At 69.7% G+C, this 16,073-nt stretch carries 20 protein-coding genes and 1 tRNA gene; 9 read left to right on the top strand and 12 right to left on the bottom strand.

From position 1 onward, the window contains the following. The first annotated feature begins 34 nt into the window (after positions 1-34). The 3 genes from ACZ45T_RS03585 to ACZ45T_RS03575 all read left to right on the top strand — a co-directional run bounded on the left by ACZ45T_RS03585 (position 35) and on the right by ACZ45T_RS03575 (position 1,610). Positions 35-658, top strand: coding sequence for an HNH endonuclease family protein (locus tag ACZ45T_RS03585; protein ID WP_468437080.1), 624 nt, complete (start codon positions 35-37; stop codon positions 656-658). Beyond that, complete coding sequence (locus ACZ45T_RS03580; protein WP_468437078.1) at positions 655-1,524, top strand: HNH endonuclease signature motif containing protein; 870 nt, start codon at positions 655-657, stop codon at positions 1,522-1,524. The genes ACZ45T_RS03585 and ACZ45T_RS03580 overlap by 4 nt, the downstream gene beginning before the upstream one ends. A gap of 11 nt (positions 1,525-1,535) precedes the next feature. Next, positions 1,536-1,610, top strand: a tRNA-Leu gene (locus ACZ45T_RS03575). Positions 1,611-1,663: 53 nt separating this feature from the next. Here the strand turns inward: ACZ45T_RS03575 and rdgB are convergent. The 4 genes from rdgB to ACZ45T_RS03555 form a co-directional block, all read right to left on the bottom strand. Further along, positions 1,664-2,284, bottom strand: coding sequence for an RdgB/HAM1 family non-canonical purine NTP pyrophosphatase (gene rdgB / locus ACZ45T_RS03570; protein ID WP_468437076.1), 621 nt, complete (start codon positions 2,282-2,284; stop codon positions 1,664-1,666). Positions 2,285-2,314: 30 nt separating this feature from the next. After that, positions 2,315-2,695, bottom strand: coding sequence for a hypothetical protein (locus ACZ45T_RS03565; RefSeq protein WP_468437074.1), 381 nt, complete (start codon positions 2,693-2,695; stop codon positions 2,315-2,317). Between the two features lie 89 nt (positions 2,696-2,784). Beyond that, complete coding sequence (rph, locus tag ACZ45T_RS03560) at positions 2,785-3,510, bottom strand: ribonuclease PH (RefSeq protein ID WP_468437072.1); 726 nt, start codon at positions 3,508-3,510, stop codon at positions 2,785-2,787. 103 nt (positions 3,511-3,613) lie between these two features. After that, complete coding sequence (locus ACZ45T_RS03555; protein WP_468437070.1) at positions 3,614-3,937, bottom strand: PTS sugar transporter subunit IIB; 324 nt, start codon at positions 3,935-3,937, stop codon at positions 3,614-3,616. 138 nt (positions 3,938-4,075) lie between these two features. On the opposite strand from ACZ45T_RS03555, the gene ACZ45T_RS03550 reads away from it, so the two are divergent. Then, positions 4,076-5,377, top strand: a complete 1,302-nt coding sequence (locus tag ACZ45T_RS03550) for a PTS transporter subunit EIIC (RefSeq protein WP_468437068.1) — start codon at positions 4,076-4,078, stop codon at positions 5,375-5,377. Between the two features lie 369 nt (positions 5,378-5,746). After that, complete coding sequence (locus ACZ45T_RS03545) at positions 5,747-6,958, top strand: PTS transporter subunit EIIC (protein WP_468437987.1); 1,212 nt, start codon at positions 5,747-5,749, stop codon at positions 6,956-6,958. 72 nt (positions 6,959-7,030) lie between these two features. Here the strand turns inward: ACZ45T_RS03545 and ACZ45T_RS03540 are convergent, their stop codons facing one another. Beyond that, on the bottom strand, positions 7,031-7,783 hold the full coding sequence (locus ACZ45T_RS03540; protein WP_468437066.1) for an MBL fold metallo-hydrolase: 753 nt from the start codon (positions 7,781-7,783) through the stop codon (positions 7,031-7,033). A 206-nt stretch (positions 7,784-7,989) separates the two neighbouring features. On the opposite strand from ACZ45T_RS03540, the gene ACZ45T_RS03535 reads away from it, so the two are divergent. Both ACZ45T_RS03535 and ACZ45T_RS03530 read left to right on the top strand, forming a co-directional pair. Then, positions 7,990-8,409 (top strand): hypothetical protein, encoded by a 420-nt coding sequence (locus tag ACZ45T_RS03535; protein ID WP_468437064.1) that lies wholly within the window; start codon positions 7,990-7,992, stop codon positions 8,407-8,409. Beyond that, complete coding sequence (locus ACZ45T_RS03530; protein WP_468437062.1) at positions 8,406-8,753, top strand: DUF488 domain-containing protein; 348 nt, start codon at positions 8,406-8,408, stop codon at positions 8,751-8,753. Before ACZ45T_RS03535 ends, ACZ45T_RS03530 begins: the two co-directional genes overlap by 4 nt. 160 nt (positions 8,754-8,913) lie before the next feature. On the opposite strand, the gene ACZ45T_RS03525 is transcribed toward ACZ45T_RS03530, so the two are convergent. From ACZ45T_RS03525 to clpS, 7 genes are all read right to left on the bottom strand, one after another. Next, a complete protein-coding gene (locus ACZ45T_RS03525; RefSeq protein WP_468437060.1) occupies positions 8,914-9,864 on the bottom strand; it encodes a PLP-dependent cysteine synthase family protein in 951 nt (316 codons plus the stop codon). Beyond that, positions 9,864-10,142: a MoaD/ThiS family protein gene (locus ACZ45T_RS03520; RefSeq protein ID WP_468437058.1), complete on the bottom strand. Its 279-nt coding sequence runs from the start codon at positions 10,140-10,142 to the stop codon at positions 9,864-9,866. The genes ACZ45T_RS03525 and ACZ45T_RS03520 overlap by 1 nt, the downstream gene beginning before the upstream one ends. Before the next feature lie 116 nt (positions 10,143-10,258). Then, positions 10,259-10,366: a putative leader peptide gene (locus ACZ45T_RS03515; protein ID WP_311736929.1), complete on the bottom strand. Its 108-nt coding sequence runs from the start codon at positions 10,364-10,366 to the stop codon at positions 10,259-10,261. A gap of 77 nt (positions 10,367-10,443) precedes the next feature. Then, a complete protein-coding gene (locus ACZ45T_RS03510; protein ID WP_468437056.1) occupies positions 10,444-10,866 on the bottom strand; it encodes a M67 family metallopeptidase in 423 nt (140 codons plus the stop codon). Positions 10,867-10,943: 77 nt separating this feature from the next. Continuing rightward, complete coding sequence (locus tag ACZ45T_RS03505; protein WP_468437054.1) at positions 10,944-12,389, bottom strand: amino acid permease; 1,446 nt, start codon at positions 12,387-12,389, stop codon at positions 10,944-10,946. 336 nt (positions 12,390-12,725) lie between these two features. Next, a complete protein-coding gene (locus ACZ45T_RS03500; protein ID WP_468437052.1) occupies positions 12,726-13,331 on the bottom strand; it encodes a DUF2017 domain-containing protein in 606 nt (201 codons plus the stop codon). Next, entirely contained in the window at positions 13,331-13,645 is a 315-nt protein-coding gene (gene clpS, locus ACZ45T_RS03495; protein WP_319728254.1) for an ATP-dependent Clp protease adapter ClpS, read from the bottom strand. Before clpS ends, ACZ45T_RS03500 begins: the two co-directional genes overlap by 1 nt. An 80-nt stretch (positions 13,646-13,725) precedes the next feature. Here clpS and ACZ45T_RS03490 point away from each other — a divergent pair, with 80 nt between their 5' ends. Both ACZ45T_RS03490 and ACZ45T_RS03485 read left to right on the top strand, forming a co-directional pair. Then, entirely contained in the window at positions 13,726-15,054 is a 1,329-nt protein-coding gene (locus tag ACZ45T_RS03490; protein ID WP_468437049.1) for a nicotinate phosphoribosyltransferase, read from the top strand. A gap of 277 nt (positions 15,055-15,331) precedes the next feature. Further along, complete coding sequence (locus tag ACZ45T_RS03485) at positions 15,332-15,982, top strand: isochorismatase family protein (protein ID WP_468437047.1); 651 nt, start codon at positions 15,332-15,334, stop codon at positions 15,980-15,982. Positions 15,983-16,073 lie beyond the last annotated feature (91 nt).

The following is a 16,073-nucleotide window of genomic DNA, read 5'->3' as shown; positions in this document are numbered from 1 at the left end:
ACGAGGGCCGCACGCGCGGCCGAGAGGGGGAGTAGTGGCGGTCCGATACACGCGCGAGCTGCTGGAAGCCGCGGCCCACGAGACGAACAACTGGGACGACGCCGTCCGGTGGTGTGGCGGTACGCCGACCAGCGGCAGCAGGCGCTACCTGCGAGCGAAGATGCTGGAAGCGGAAATCGACTGCTCTCACTTCCCCAGGAAATGGGCGCGGCACACGGAGGAGCGACTCCGCGAGCTGGTGGCCGAGTCCACGTCCATCTCGGAGGTGGTCAGCCGCCTCGGCATCAGCAACGTCGGCGGCAACCAGACACACATCTCGCGGCGGATCGCGGCCCTTGGCATCGATACATCGCATTTCGTTGCCACGCGGGGGCGCCCCAAGGGCTCTCTGGGGCCGGCCCTCTCGCTCAGAGATCCGCGGGACGGCAGGGTCCCTGGCGAGCGCTTGCGGCGAGAGCTGCTGAAGATCGGTGTTCGCGAGGAATGCACCGAGTGCGGCGTCGGCCCGGAGTGGAACGACAAACCACTTCGGCACGAGGTCGATCACATCAACGGCGAGTGGTGGGACAACCGGCAGGAAAACCTTCGGCTTCTCTGCCCCAACTGCCACGCGGCTACGGACACGTACCGCGGCCGCAAGGCGAGGAGGGCTGCATGAGCGAGGTCCGGTACAACCAGGACCTGCTGAGCCGAACCGCGCCGCAAGCCACCAGCCTGGTCGACCTCATGAGACTTCTGGACACCCCGCTGCTGGCCGGCCCCCGCCGATACCTGCGTGACAGGCTGGCTCACTACGGCATCGACACATCCCACTTCGTCGACGAAGCACTGCCTGAACGGGTCCGGCAGCGCTACACGGAGGAGCGGCTCCGGGAAGCAGCCGCCCAAACGGACAGCATCACAGGGATGCTCGCCTACATGGGCGTCGAGCCGTACAACAGCGCCCACGCCCACATCGCCAAGCTTCTCGAACGGTTCGGGATAGACACTTCGCACTTCCCCCGTCGAGACACTGCTTCGTCACGCCGTCTCTTTGACCGTGAGGAGATCGCACGCGCGGTCGCCGACTCACAGACCATGGCGGGAGTCATGCGCGCACTCGGCCACCACCCCTTCGACGGCGCTGCACGCGCCAAAGCCAGGCGGAGTATCGAGGAATACGGACTGCCGACAGAGCACTTCACGGGCCAGGGGCACACGATCGGCCGCCCCTCCCCTGCACGCAAGTCTTCGACGGAGATCCTGAGGCGACTCGAAGTCGGCTCCTCTCGCACCAAAACGGCGACGCTGCGCCGAGCCCTGGACGACCTCGGAGTGCCACATGCATGCACGGAGTGCGGCATCGGGGACATCTGGCGCGGCCAGAGACTCGTCTTGGAGATCGACCACGTGAACGGTGACCGCCTGGACAACCGCCTGGAGAACCTCCGCTATTTGTGTCCCTCCTGCCACAGCCAGACTCCGACTTTCGCCAAACGATCAAGGACGGGCATCCCATCGCAACGAACCCCCGTCGACCAGTAAGGTGGGCGCACGGGTCCGTACCCCAGCTGGCCAGAGGGCGCCGGTTTAGGTCCGGTGTGTCGTGGGTTCGAGTCCCACCGGGCCCACAGCAGCGGCCGGCCGCCTCGTCACGAGGTGGCCGGCCGTCGCCGTCTGCGCGTCAGCCCAACAGCTCGCGGACCACCGGGATCAGGGCGCGGAAGGCCTGGCCGCGGTGGGAGATGGCGTTCTTTTCGGCCGGGGTGAGTTCCGCGCAGGTGCGGGTTTCGCCCAGCGGTTGGAGGATCGGGTCGTAGCCGAAGCCGCCCGTGCCGGACGGGGTGTGGCGCAGGGTGCCCAGGAGGCGGCCCTCGACGACGCGTTCGGTGCCGTCCGGGAGGGCCAGGGCCGCCGCGCAGAAGAAGTGGGCGCCGCGGTGTTCCGGCGAGATGTCCCCGAGCTGGGCCAGGAGGAGGTCGAGGTTCGCCTTGTCGTCGCCGTGGCGGCCGGCCCAGCGGGCCGAGAAGATGCCCGGGGCGCCGTTCAGGACGTCCACGCACAGGCCGGAGTCGTCGGCGACCGCGGGCAGGCCGGTGGCCCGGGCGAGGGCGTGGGCCTTGAGGAGGGCGTTCTCGGCGAAGGTGACGCCGGTTTCCTTGACGTCCGGGATCTCCGGGTACGCGTCCGCGCCGACCAGCTCGTGCGGCAGGCCGGCGTCGGACAGGATGGCGTGGAGCTCGGCGATCTTGCCCGCGTTGCGGGTGGCCAGGATCAGGCGACTGGGCGTGGGCGTGGAGGTCATGCCCCCATTATTTCCGGCCCGCCGGCCTCGTCAGCCCGGGGTGCAGACCTTCGAGAGTTCCGAAGCGGCGTCCGCGACGGGCTTGATGTCCGGGGTGGTGTCGCCCTGCTCGATGGCGGTGCGGACGTTCTTGACCGCCGTGTTCATGGAGTCGATGGCCTTGCCCAGGTCGGTGTTGTCCGTCTGGTCGCCGATCTTCTTGAGGTTCGACTCGATCTGGTTGAGCGCGTTCTGGGCGTCCTGCGGGCTGTTGCCGGCCTGGGAGACCGCCTGCTGGAGGTCGTTCGCGCCGTCCGTGATGGCCACCGCCGTGTTCGCGCAGTCCATCGCCGTGGAGATCGCGTCGCAGGCCGTCAGGGCCGGGACGGTGAGGGCGGCGGCCATGGCCACGGCCACTATGCGGAGCTTCATCTTCGGGTCCCCCAAGGGCTTGGATGCGTGGACGGGCGCACGGCTTCGACACCGTGCGCCCGTACCCTGCCAGACGCGGATCCGCGCGCCTACAGTTCCAGCGCGCCGAGCTGGATGGCTTCCAGGTCCGCGCAGCCGCCGGCCGCGAGGTCGAGGAGGGCGTTGAGTTCCTTGCGGTCGAAGGGCTCGCCCTCGGCGGTGCCCTGGACCTCGACGAAGCGGCCGTCGCCGGTGCAGACCACGTTCATGTCGGTCTCGGCGCGCACGTCTTCCTCGTAGCAGAGGTCGAGGAGCGGGACGCCGTCGACGATGCCGACGCTGACGGCGGCGACGGTTCCGGTGAGGGGCTTGCGGCCGGCCTTGATGAGCTTCTTCTGCTGGCCCCAGGAGACGGCGTCGGCGAGGGCGACGTAGGCGCCGGTGATGGCGGCGGTGCGGGTGCCGCCGTCGGCCTGGAGGACGTCGCAGTCCAGGACGATGGTGTTCTCGCCGAGGGCCTTGTAGTCGATGACGGCGCGCAGCGAGCGGCCGATCAGGCGGGAGATCTCGTGGGTGCGGCCGCCGATCTTGCCGCGGACGGATTCGCGGTCGCCGCGGGTGTTGGTGGAGCGGGGCAGCATCGAGTACTCGGAGGTCACCCAGCCTTCGCCGCTGCCCTTGCGCCAGCGCGGGACGCCTTCGGTGAAGGAGGCGGTGCAGAAGACCTTGGTGTCTCCGAAGGAGATGAGGACGGAGCCCTCGGCGTGCTTGCTCCATCCGCGTTCGATGGTGACCGGGCGGAGCTGTTCGGGCGTACGGCCGTCAATGCGAGACATGGCTCCGAGCCTAGTCCCTGCCGGGGAACGCAAAGACCCCGTCCGGGTGGTTCCGGTACGGGGTCCGCTGGTGGATCAGGTGGATCGGGCTAGTGGGCCCGGATCACATCATGTCTTCGATGTCGGCGGCGATCGGGTCGGCGTCGGTGCCGATGACGACCTGGATCGCGGTGCCCATCTTGACGACGCCGTGGGCGCCGGCGGCCTTGAGTGCGGCCTCGTCGACGAGGGACGGGTCGACGACTTCGGTGCGCAGGCGGGTGATGCAGCCCTCGACCTCTTCGATGTTCTCGATGCCGCCGAGCCCGGCGACGATCTTCTCAGCCTTGGTGGCCATGTGTGTCTCCCTGAGTGTTTCGAAGAACGTGTCTCGGCGGCCGGTACATGGGTGCCCACCTTCGCGGTCCGCTTCGTCACGGTAACGCACGGTTGGCCCATCTACGCGGGCGCGTGACCGGTCCCTGCCGAATGATGACGATCAGCAGCAACCTGCCCACAACTGGTCTACACCAGTGTGCCGCAAGTGTTGCGGCAGCCAAAAACGGGCCGGTCAGGGAGGACGCCGATGAGCGCGAGCAGCGCCGCCGCAGTGCCACGACAGAAGTGGTGGAACGGCTTGTTCCAGGGCCTGCAGAAGATGGGGCGCAGCCTCCAGCTGCCGATCGCGGCGCTGCCCGCGGCGGGCCTCCTGAACCGGCTGGGGCAGCCCGACGTCTTCGGTGCGGACGGCCTCGGCTGGACGGACTTCGCCAAGGTCATGGCCAGCGCGGGCGGCGCCCTGCTCAACGCCGACCTCGGTCTGCCGCTCCTCTTCTGCGTCGGCGTCGCGATCGGCATGGCGAAGAAGGCCGACGGCTCGACGGCGCTCGCCGCGGTGGTGGGTTTCCTCGTCTACCGCGCCGTGCTGCACGCGTTCCCGAAGGACTGCCCGGCGGGGACCAAGGACATCGGGGGCGGCTGCCTGGGGCAGGACGACGCCTTCGCGGAGTACACCTTCCAGAATCCGGGGGTGTTCGGCGGCATCGTCATGGGCCTGCTGGCCGCCTGGTTCTGGCAGCGCTTCCACCGGGTGAAGCTGGTGGACTGGCTGGGCTTCTTCAACGGCCGCCGGCTCGTGCCGATCATCATGGCCTTCGTCGCGATCGTGTTCGCCGTGCTGTGCCTGTGGATCTGGCCGCCGATCGGTGACGGGCTGGAGAGCTTCTCCGACTGGCTGGTGGGCCTGGGTGCCTGGGGCGCGGGGATCTTCGGGGTGGCGAACCGCGCGCTGCTGGTGATCGGCCTGCACCAGTTCCTGAACGTGCCGGTGTGGTTCCAGTTCGGCAGCTTCACCAAGCCGGACGGCCAGGTGGTCCACGGCGACATCAACATGTTCCTGAGCGGCGACCCGGAGGCCGGGCAGTTCCTCTCGGGCTTCTTCCCGATCATGATGTTCGCCCTCCCGGCGGCGGCGCTGGCGATCACGCACTGCGCGAAGCCGCAGCGGCGCAAGGAGGTGGGCGGCCTCATGATGTCGGTCGGCCTGACCTCCTTCGTCACCGGCATCACCGAGCCGATCGAGTATTCCTTCCTCTTCGTGGCACCGCTGCTGTACGTGATCCACGCGCTGCTGACGGGTGTCTCGATGGCGGTGACGTGGGCGCTGGGGGTGAAGGACGGCTTCAGCTTCTCGGCGGGTCTGATCGACTACTTCATCAACTGGGGGCTGGCGACCAAGCCCTGGCTGATCATTCCGATCGGCCTGTGCTTCGCGGTCGTCTACTACGCGGTGTTCCGCTTCGCGATCACGAAGTTCGACATTCCGACGCCCGGCCGGGAATCGGACGAGGAGATCGCGGCGATGCAGGAGGAGACCACCAAGGCGTAGCGGGCGGCGGAAGGCGCAACAGGCGTACGGCGCCGGGCCCTTGGGCCCGGCCGCCGAAGGCCCTCGGATCCCGGATCCGAGGGCCTTCGCCATGTCCGGTGGTCCGGGCGCCCCGCGTGCGGGGCCGCTGCGGCCGAGTGTGGTGTAGACCACAGGAAATCGAAGGTTCCTTATCTAACCCTGACCGTGTTACAACTGGTCTACACCACACATTGGTGTAGACCACGCGGGCCTGTCTGAGCCCGCGTACCCCCACATATCTGAGACGTCGCCGTCCCCCGTTGCCCTCTGGCGTCGCCTTGCCCACTGGAGGAAGTTGTGTCCACGGCTACCGCTCCCGCGGCCGAAAAGAAGAAGGGCGCTGGCGTGATGGCCGTCATGCAGCGCATCGGCCGGAGTCTCATGCTCCCCGTCGCCGTGCTGCCTGCCGGTGCGCTGCTCATCCGCCTCGGCCAGGGCGACATGCTCGGCAAGGCGTCGCTGCCCGACTTCATCAACAAGATCGCCACGTACATGGCGGCCGGCGGCGACGCGATCATCGGCAACATGGCGCTGCTGTTCGCCGTCGGTATCGCGATCGGCTTCGCCAAGAAGTCGGACGGTTCCACCGCACTGGCCGCGGTCACCGGCTACCTGGTCTTCTCGAAGGTGCTCGCCACCTTCACCGACCCGAGCCTGCCGAAGGTCGAGAAGGTCATCGACCACAAGGTCGCCCTCGTGGACGCTCCCGTAGACGCCAAGGTCCTCGGCGGTGTCGTGATGGGCATCGTCGTCGCGCTGCTCTACCAGAAGTTCTACCGCACCAAGCTGCCCGACTGGGCGGGCTTCTTCGGCGGCCGCCGTCTGGTCCCGATCCTCTCCGCCTTCGCGGGCCTGGTCATCGGCATCCTCTTCGGCCTGATCTGGCCGGTCCTCGGTACGGGCCTGCACAGCTTCGGTGAGTGGCTCGTCGGTTCCGGCGCCGTCGGCGCGGGCATCTTCGGTGTCGCCAACCGTGCGCTCATCCCGGTCGGCATGCACCACCTGCTGAACTCCTTCCCGTGGTTCCAGGCCGGCGAGTACAACGGCAAGAGCGGCGACATCGCCCGCTTCCTCGAGGGTGACCCGACCGCCGGACAGTTCATGACCGGCTTCTTCCCGATCATGATGTTCGCCCTCCCGGCGGCCTGCCTCGCGATCGTGCACTGCGCCCGCCCCGAGCGCCGCAAGGTCGTCGGCGGCATGATGTTCTCCCTCGCGCTCACCGCGTTCGTCACCGGTGTGACCGAGCCGATCGAGTTCACCTTCATGTTCATCGCCCCGGTGCTCTACGCGGTCCACGCGGTCCTCACCGGTGTCTCCATGGCACTGACCTGGGCCCTGGGCATGCGTGACGGCTTCGGCTTCTCCGCCGGCGCGATCGACTTCTTCCTGAACCTCGGTATCGCCACCAAGCCGTGGATGCTCGTCCTGGTCGGCCTGTGCTTCGCGGCGGTGTACTACGCGATCTTCCGCTTCGCGATCATCAAGTGGAACCTCCCGACGCCGGGCCGCGAGTCCGACGAGGAGCTCGCCGAGCTGGCGAAGGCCGAGGCCAAGTAAGCCTGCTCGTCCACACGTCGAAGCCCCCGCTCTCCCGAAAGGGAGGCGGGGGCTTCGAGGTGTTCCCGTACGTCAGACCTCGTAGACCGCGCCCGCGTACGCCAGGTCCACCCGGCCGTCGTAGACCGCGCGGGCATCGGCGAGGTTCTGCGCGGGGTCCGTCCACGGCGGGATGTGCGTGAGGACGAGCCGGCCGACGTTGCCGCCGCGCGCGTACTCGCCCGCCTCGCGGCCGTTGAGGTGGAGGTCCGGGATGTCCTCCTTGCCGTGCGTGAAGGAGGCCTCGCAGAGGAAGAGGTCGGTGCCGTCGGCGAGCTGGGCCAGCTCGGAGCAGGCGCCGGTGTCCCCGGAGTACGTGAGCGAGCGGCCGCCGTGCTCGACGCGGATGCCGTACGACTCGACGGGGTGGGCGACGCGCTCGGAGCGGATCTGGAAGGGGCCGATCTCGAAGGTCCCGGACTTCAGCGTGCGGAAGTCGAAGACCTCGCTCATCGAGCGCTCGTCGGGGACGTCGTCGTAGGCCGTGGTCAGGCGCCGCTCGGTGCCCTCGGGTCCGTAGACGGGGATGGTGCCGCAGCGGCCGCCCTCGTGCCGGTAGAAGCGGGCGACGAAGTACGCGCACATGTCGATGCAGTGATCGGCGTGCAGGTGGCTCAGGAAGATCGCGTCGAGGTCGTAGAGACCGCAGTGGCGCTGGAGCTCGCCGAGGGACCCGTTGCCCATGTCGAGGAGCAGCCGGAAGCCGTCGGCCTCGACGAGGTAGCTCGAACAGGCCGATTCCGCGGACGGGAACGACCCCGAACAGCCGACGACGGTGAGCTTCATGGAGCGTGAACCTCCGAGGACGGTCCGTGGACGGGATGCGGGCCGTGCGTGGGTCGAGCGTAAGGCGCGAAACCTCCGGTCGCTCCTCCGCGGCGGGCCGTTGTGGGGGGAATCACCTGTGGTGTCACCCGTGGGAGCGAAGGCGGGCACGGGGGTTGCCGTGGCGCTGCCGTGCCGGGGTGTGCCCGCGCGGCTACGGTCGAAGCATGGACACGTCCTGGTGGCCCGCGGTAGCCGCGGTCGTGGCCGTGGCGTTGGTGGTGCTGGTCGCCGGGGCGCGGCTCGGACTCCCCCGCCGGGCCCCGTCGGCGCACGGGGCCGGCCCGCCGCCGCGGCCGCGGGCGGGCGAGCTGTGGTGCCTGGCGGACGGCCGCCTGTGCCTGGTGCTGGCGGTGGGGTCGGTACGGGGCCACCGCGCGCGGGTCGCGTGGATCACTGGGAAGTACGACGACCGGCGGGCCGGGGTGATCCCGCTGCCCCCGGGGACGGTGGGGGCGCAGGGCCGGGCGAGCTTCCTGGAGGCGGACCGGCCGGTGGAGGTGTCGCTGTGGGAATTCCGGACGCGGGTGGGGATGCTGGACCCGGCGGTGTGGGACGAGGTCAAGGGCCTGGGAGGTGGGCGGTGATCCGCTTGCGGCGCGTGTACGACCCGCCGGAGCCGGCGGCGGACGGGGTCCGGGTCCTGGTGGACCGGCTCTGGCCGCGGGGCCTGTCGAAGGCGGCGGCCGCGGTGGAGGAGTGGCCGAAGGCGGTCGCGCCCTCGACGGAGCTGCGCAAGTGGTTCCACGGGGGCGGCTCCGCCGGGGAGTTCCGCGAGCGGTACGAGGCCGAGCTGGCGGAGCCGGAGGCCGCGGCGGAGCTGTCCCGCCTGCGTGGCTTGGCCGAGGCCGGGCCGGTGACGCTGCTGACTGCCGTCAAGGACCCGGCCTCCAGCCATGCCGCGGTGCTCGCGGAGCTGCTGGGCGGCTAGGCGCTGCCCGCGCCGGCACCTGGGGCTCCGCCCCAGACCCCGCGCCTCAAACGCCGGCGGGGCTGAAATATAGCCCCGCCGGCGTTTGAGGCGTGGGGGTTCGGGGGCGGAGCCCCCGGCAGTGGCGCCGCACCGGGTAGGCCGAGCAACCCCGCAGGGGCTACGCCCAGAGTTGGCCTTGGAGGACCTCGATGGCCTCTTCCGTCGTCGCGGCCGTGTAGACGCCCGTCGAGAGGTACTTCCAGCCGCCGTCGGCCACGACGAAGACGATGTCCGCCGTTTCGCCCGCGGCCACCGCCTTGCGGCCGACGCCGATCGCCGCGTGCAGGGCGGCTCCCGTGGAGACGCCCGCGAAGATGCCCTCCAGCTGGAGCAGCTCTCGGGTGCGGGTGACCGCGTCCGCCGAGCCCACCGAGAAGCGGGTGGTGAGCACGGAGGGGTCGTACAGCTCCGGGACGAAGCCCTCGTCGAGGTTGCGCAGGCCGTACACGAGGTCGTCGTACCGCGGCTCGGCGGCCACGATCTTCACGCCGGGCACGTGCTCGCGCAGGTAGCGGCCGACGCCCATCAGGGTGCCGGTCGTGCCGAGGCCCGCGACGAAGTGGGTGATCGACGGGAGGTCGGTGAGGATCTCCGGGCCCGTGGTGGCGTAGTGCGCGCCGGCGTTGTCCGGGTTGCCGTACTGGTAGAGCATCACCCAGTCGGGGTGCTCGGCCGCCAGTTCCTTGGCCACCCGGACCGCGGTGTTGGAACCGCCCGCGGCCGGCGACGGGATGATCTCGGCTCCCCACATGGCCAGCAGGTCGCGCCGCTCCTGGCTGGTGTTCTCCGGCATCACGCACACGATGCGGTAGCCCTTGAGCTTGGCCGCCATCGCCAGCGAAATGCCGGTGTTGCCCGAGGTGGGCTCCAGGATGGTGCAGCCCGGGTACAGCCGGCCGTCCTTCTCCGCCTGCTCGACCATGTGGAGCGCGGGGCGGTCCTTGATCGAGCCGGTCGGGTTGCGGTCCTCCAGCTTCGCCCAGATGCGGACGTCGTCCGAGGGCGACAGCCGGGGCAGCCGGACGAGCGGCGTGTTGCCGACCGCGGCCAGCGGGGAGTCGTAACGCATCAGACAGCGCCGCCGGCCACGGCCGGGAGGATGGTGACGTTGTCGCCGTCCTTGAGCGCGGTGGCGATGCCGTCGAGGAAGCGGACGTCCTCGTCGTTGAGGTAGACGTTCACGAAGCGGCGCAGCTGCCCGTTGTCGACGATGCGCTCCTCGATGCCCTTGTGGCGGCTCTCCAGGTCGGCGAAGAGGTCGGCGAGGGTGGCGCCTTCCCCGGACACGGCCTTCTCGCCGTCGGTGTAGGTGCGGAGGATGGTGGGGATGCGGACCTCGATGGCCATGGCTGGGCTCCAGTCGTCAGGGCGTAAGCAGTAAGCAGAAGCAGAAAGCAGCGGTGAGCAAGGGGAGACGTGGGGCGCGCGGTTCGTCGGCCCTCCGCGCGGGAGGGTTCTGGTGCTCAGGCAGCAGGACAGATGGCGCTGGCGAGGCGGCACAGGTCGACGTGCAGCCGCGCCACGAGCAGCAGCCTGCCGGGCGTCTCGATGCTCACGTCGTGGGAAACCATGCGGTCATGTTAACGATTCCCGGTCCCCGGTTTGGAGTGTGATCCCGCATCGTGGACGCCGACCGACCGCATGGTGGTCAGTAGGCCTCGACGACCTGCACTTCTTCCTCGGTGATCTCGCCGCCGACGATCCGGTAGGAGCGGAACTGGAACTCGCCGAGGCCGTCCTTGTCGGCCGTCGAGACGAGTACGTAGTGCGCGCCGGGCTCGTTCGCGTACGTGACGTCGGTGCGCGAGGGGTAGGCCTGGGTCGCGGTGTGCGAGTGGTAGACGATCACCGGCTCCTCGTCGCGGTCGTCCATGTCGCGGTAGAGCTTGAGCAGATCCTTCGAGTCGAACTCGTAGAACGTGGGCGAGCGGGCCGCGTTGAGCATCGGGATGAACCGCTCGGGCCGGTCGGTGCCCGCCGGGCCGGCCACGACTCCGCACGCCTCGTCGGGGTGGTCCTGACGGGCGTGCTCGACGATCTGGTCATACAGGGCCTGGGTGAGGGTCAGCATGAGCGACAGGATAAACAGACGGGCCCTTCCGTACCGAGGAGTGGTACGAAAGGGCCCGCATGCTGGATACGCCGGTGCTACGAGGCCTTGGTGAAGGCCTCGCCGCGCGGGTCGCGGGACTTCAGGACGAGGTAGGAAACGCCCAGGATCAGGCCCCACAGCGGGGCGCAGTACAGCGAGACGCGGGAGTCCTTGTCCATGCCCATCATCACGATGACCATGCCGATGAAGGCCAGGGCGAACCAGCTGGTGTACGGGGCGCCGGGGGCCTTGAACGGGGACGCGGGCAGCTCGCCGCGGTCGGCCTTGGCCCGGTAGCGGATCTGGCAGACCAGGATCATGATCCAGGCCCACATGCCGGAGATGGTGGCGAAGGAGACGACGTAGTCGAAGGCCTTGCCCGGGGCGACGTAGTTGATCCAGACGCCCACCAGCATCAGCGCGGCGGAGAAGGTGGTGCCGACGAGCGGGGTGCCGCTCTTGGTGAGCTTGGTGAAGACCTTCGGGCCCTGGCCGTTGATCGCGAGGTCGCGCAGCATGCGGCCGGTGGAGTACATGCCCGAGTTGCAGGAGGACAGGGCCGCGGTCAGCACGACGAAGTTGACGATCGCGGCGCCGACGCCGAGGCCCATGCGCTCGAAGGCGGCGACGAAGGGCGAGACGCCCGGCTGGAAGTTCGACCACGGGACGACCGACAGGATCATGATCAGCGCGCCGACGTAGAAGACGGCGATGCGCCACGGCACGGTGTTGATGGCCTTGGGCAGGGTCTTCTCGGGGTCCTTGGACTCGCCGGCGGTGACGCCGACCAGCTCGACCGCGAGGAAGGCGAACATCACGATCTGCAGGGTCATCAGCGTGCCGCCGATGCCCTTGGGGAAGAAGCCGCCGTCGTTCCACAGGTTGGAGACGGTGGCGGTGTCCGCGGCGTCGGAGAAGCCGATGGTGAGGATGCCGGCGCAGATCAGGATCATGCCGACGATGGCGGTGACCTTGACCATGGAGAACCAGAACTCCAGCTCACCGAAGAGCTTCACGGAGATCAGGTTGGCGGCGTAGAGGATGACCGTGAAGATCAGCGCGTAGGCCCACTGCGGGAAGCTGTCGTGGGTCCAGTACGACATGTACTGCGCGGCCGCGGTGACCTCGGTGATGCCGGTGACCACCCAGAACAGCCAGTACGTCCAGCCGGTCACGTACCCCCAGAACGGGCCCAGGAACTCGCGGGCGTAGTCCGAGAAGGAACCGGAGACGGGGCGGTACATGAGCAGCTCGCCCAGGGCCCGCATGATGAAGAAGATGACCAGGCCCGCGATCGCGTAGGCCAGGATCAGGCTCGGTCCGGCCTTGGAGATCGCCTTGCCGGCGCCCAGGAACAGGCCGGTGCCGATGGCTCCGCCGATCGCGATCATCTGGATCTGGCGGGCGCCGAGCGTGCGGTGGTAGCCCTCGCCGCCCTCGCCCGCGCCCTGAGTGCCCTCGCCGGGCGTCTTGCCGTGCTGCTCGACCTGCACAGAGGTCATGTCTGGTGCGCCTTTCTCCACGCCGACCCGCGCCTTCAGTGGCTGCGGATCGGGTCCTCGATCCCCCCGGATACGGATGGAGTTGCACGCCGGCGGTCAGCCGGTCCAAGCGAGCCGGGAGACATGGGTGGCGTCCCGTCGGCGGTCGTGAAGATTTATCACGTGCTTACGACCGCTGGAGGGGGAGAAATGTGGCGCAGGGCACCAAAAATTCAGGACAAAGGCCCGTGAACGGATCAGATCACCGCATGACGGTGATCTGATCGTTATCCGGATTTGAGCGTCCGCTGAGCGAACGACGTCCCCTCTTGAGGATCTTCAGAGGGTTCAGGGGGCTCAGAGGGTTTCGATGAGGGTCTCCTGGAGGCCGCCCAGCCAGAGGTACGCCATCACCATCGGCTTGCGCGGATCGTCGTCCGGCAGCCGGAACAGCACCGCGCTCTCGTCGTCCTCGGTGATGTCCAGGCGGGCCGCGAGGGTCAGGCGCAGGTCGTTGAGCGCGCCGAGCCAGCGCAGCGGCAGCTCCCCGGTCAGCTCCAGCACCGCCGCCCCGTCGCCGGCCGGGGTGAGCCCGTCGAGGCTGCGTACGAGGGCCAGCGCGTCCTCCCGTTTGCGGGTGCGCAGGTCGTTCTCCGTGAAGCGGCGGAACTCCGCCGAGCGCGCCGTCAGCTCGGCCGCGTCCACGCCCTCGTCGCCGGCGCCGTCGGGGGCCCCATAGGCGTCGGGGAAGAGCCGGGCCAGCGCCGGGTCGGACGGGGGCTCGGAGGGGCCCTCGGCGAACAGCGCGGCGAGCGGGTCGGCGTCCTCGGCGGGCTCCGGCTCGCCGGGGCCGATCAGCTCCAGCATCTGGACGGCCAGGGAGCGCAGGATGGAGATCTCGATCTCGTCGAGAGCGATGGCGGCCCCGCCGCCCTTCAGCGCCTCGAAGGTCCCGCCGCCCATCAGGTGCGGTCCTGGGAGAGGGTCGCCCACAGGCCGTAGCCGTGCATGGCCTGCACGTCGCGCTCCATTTCCTCGCGGGTGCCGCTGGACACGACCGCCCGCCCCTTGTGGTGGACATCGAGCATCAGCTTGTGCGCCACGTCCTTCGAGTAACCGAAGTAGGCCTGGAACACGTACGCCACGTAGCTCATGAGGTTGACCGGGTCGTTGTGCACCAGGGTCACCCAGGGGACGTCGGGTTCGGGGACCGCGAAGGTCTCTTCGGCCGATTCGGTGCGTTCGATCTCTACAGGAGCAACACTCACTTGTCCCATGCTGCCACCGTGACGGCCCGGTCGCACAAACGGGCCCTACATCTCGTCACTTTGACGAGATGTGCGCTAGCATCCGTCGCATGAACCCTGCGGACCTGGGCCTGCCGGTGGACGTGCCGTCGACAGCGCTCTTCACGGACCATTACGAGCTCACGATGCTGCAGGCCGCGCTGGCCAACGGCACCGCCGACCGGCGCTCGGTCTTCGAGGTGTTCACCCGGCGGCTGCCCGAGGGGCGCCGCTACGGGGTGGTCGCGGGGACCGGGCGGGTGCTGGACGCGGTGGAGAACTTCCGCTTCGACGGCGCGGTGCTGGAGTTCCTGCGCGAGCGGGCCGTCGTCGACATGCGGACCCTGGACTGGCTGGCCTCGTACCGCTTCTCCGGCGACATCTGGGGCTACCCGGAGGGGGAGGTCTACTTCCCCGGGTCGCCGATCCTGCGGGTCGAGGGCAGCTTCGCCGAGTGCGTGCTGCTGGAGACCGTGATCCTGTCGATCCTCAACCACGACTCCGCGATCGCGGCGGCCGCCTCCCGGATGGCCTCCGCGGCGGGCGAGCGCCCGCTGATCGAGATGGGCGCGCGCCGCACCCACGAGCTGGCGGCGGTGGCCGCCTCGCGGGCCGCGTACGTGGGCGGCTTCGCCTCCACCTCGGACCTGGCGGCCGGTTTCCGGTACGGGATCCCGACGGTCGGCACGAGCGCGCACGCCTTCACCCTGGTGCACGACAGCGAGCGGGACGCCTTCACCGCGCAGGTGGCCTCGCTGGGCCGGGGCACCACCCTTCTGGTGGACACGTACGACGTCGCCGAGGCCGTCCGGACGGCCGTGGAGGTCGCGGGTACGGAGCTGGGCGCGGTCCGGATCGACTCCGGCGACCTGCTGCTGGTGGCCCACCGGGTGCGGCAGCAGCTGGACGAGCTGGGGGCCACCGCCACGAAGATCGTGGTGACCTCGGACCTGGACGAGTACGCCATCGCCTCGCTGGCGGCGGCGCCGGTGGACGCGTACGGGGTGGGCACGCAGCTGGTGACGGGCAGCGGGCACCCGACGTGCTCGATGGTCTACAAGCTGGTGGCGCGGGCCGTCTCGGCGGATCCCAAGGCGGCGCTGGCGCCGGTGGCGAAGAAGTCCACGGGCGGGAAGACGTCCATCGGCGGCCGCAAGTGGGCGGCCCGTCGCGTGGACGCGGAGGGTGTGGCCGAGGCGGAGGTCGTCGGCGTGGGACCGGTCCCGTCGGCCCTTGCCGATGCGCAGCTGCTGGTCGAGCTGGTCAAGAGCGGCGAGGTCGTCGCCCGCGAGCCGCTGGAAGCCGCGCGCGACCGTCACCGCGCTGCCCGCGCCGGGCTGCCCCTGTCGGCGACGCAGCTGTCCCGCGGCGAGGCCGTGATCCCGACGGAGTACGCGTAGCGGCCGCGCGCCACCGTTACCGGGGCTCCGCCCCAGACCCCGCGCCTCAAACGCCGGCGAGGCTGAAAGACCGGGGCTCCGCCCCGAACCCCGCGCCTCAAACGCCGGAGGGGCTGGGTGATTCAGCCTCGCCGGCGTTTGAGGCGCGGGGTGCGGGGCGGAGCCCCGCGAACGGGGGCTGGGGCGGAGCCCCCAGTTTCGGGAAGGGGCGGGGTGGGGGAAGAGCCCCCGCAGGGCCCCGCCGCCGCACAGAGACACCGAGCCGAAGGACAACGTCATGCACCGCGCACTGATCGTCGTCGACGTACAGAACGACTTCTGCGAAGGCGGCAGCCTCGCGGTCACCGGCGGAGCCGACGTCGCCGCCGCCGTCACCGAGTACATCGGCCAGGCCACGCCCGCCTACCGGCACGTCGTCGCCACCCGCGACCACCACGTCGACCCCGGGTCGCACTTCGTGCACCCCCCGGCCGAGCCGGACTACGAGACGAGCTGGCCCGTCCACTGCGTCGCCGGAACGGAGGGCGTGGGCTTCCACCCGAACTTCGCCCCCGCCGTGGCGTCGGGGGCCGTCGCCGCCGTCTTCGACAAGGGCGCGCACGAGGCCGCGTACAGCGGTTTCGAGGGCGCCGACGAGAACGGGGCGACGCTCGCCCAGTGGCTGCGCGACCGGCACGTCACCGAGGTGGACGTCGTCGGGATCGCCACCGACCACTGCGTCAGAGCCACCGCCCTCGACGCCGCCCGCGCCGGCTTCGACACCCGCGTCCTGCTGGACCTGACGGCCGCCGTCGCCCCGCACACGACCGCACGGGCCCTGGAGGAGCTCCGGGCGGCCGGGGTGACCCTGGTGGGCCAGGTGGGCCCGAAGGCGGCCCAGGACGGCCCCGTCGGCCCGGACGGCCCGGACGGCCCGAGCCCGTCCTAGACGAGTAAGTCCGAAGTCTTCGGGGGCATGAAGCGAGGGTCTCGTTGATCCGTTTGTGACGACAGATCTCGAAACCCTCGCGACAGCACTG

The sequence above is a fragment of the Streptomyces sp. NPDC030995 genome (assembly GCF_055571215.1).
This window is presented reverse-complemented; position numbering and strand designations above follow the sequence as displayed.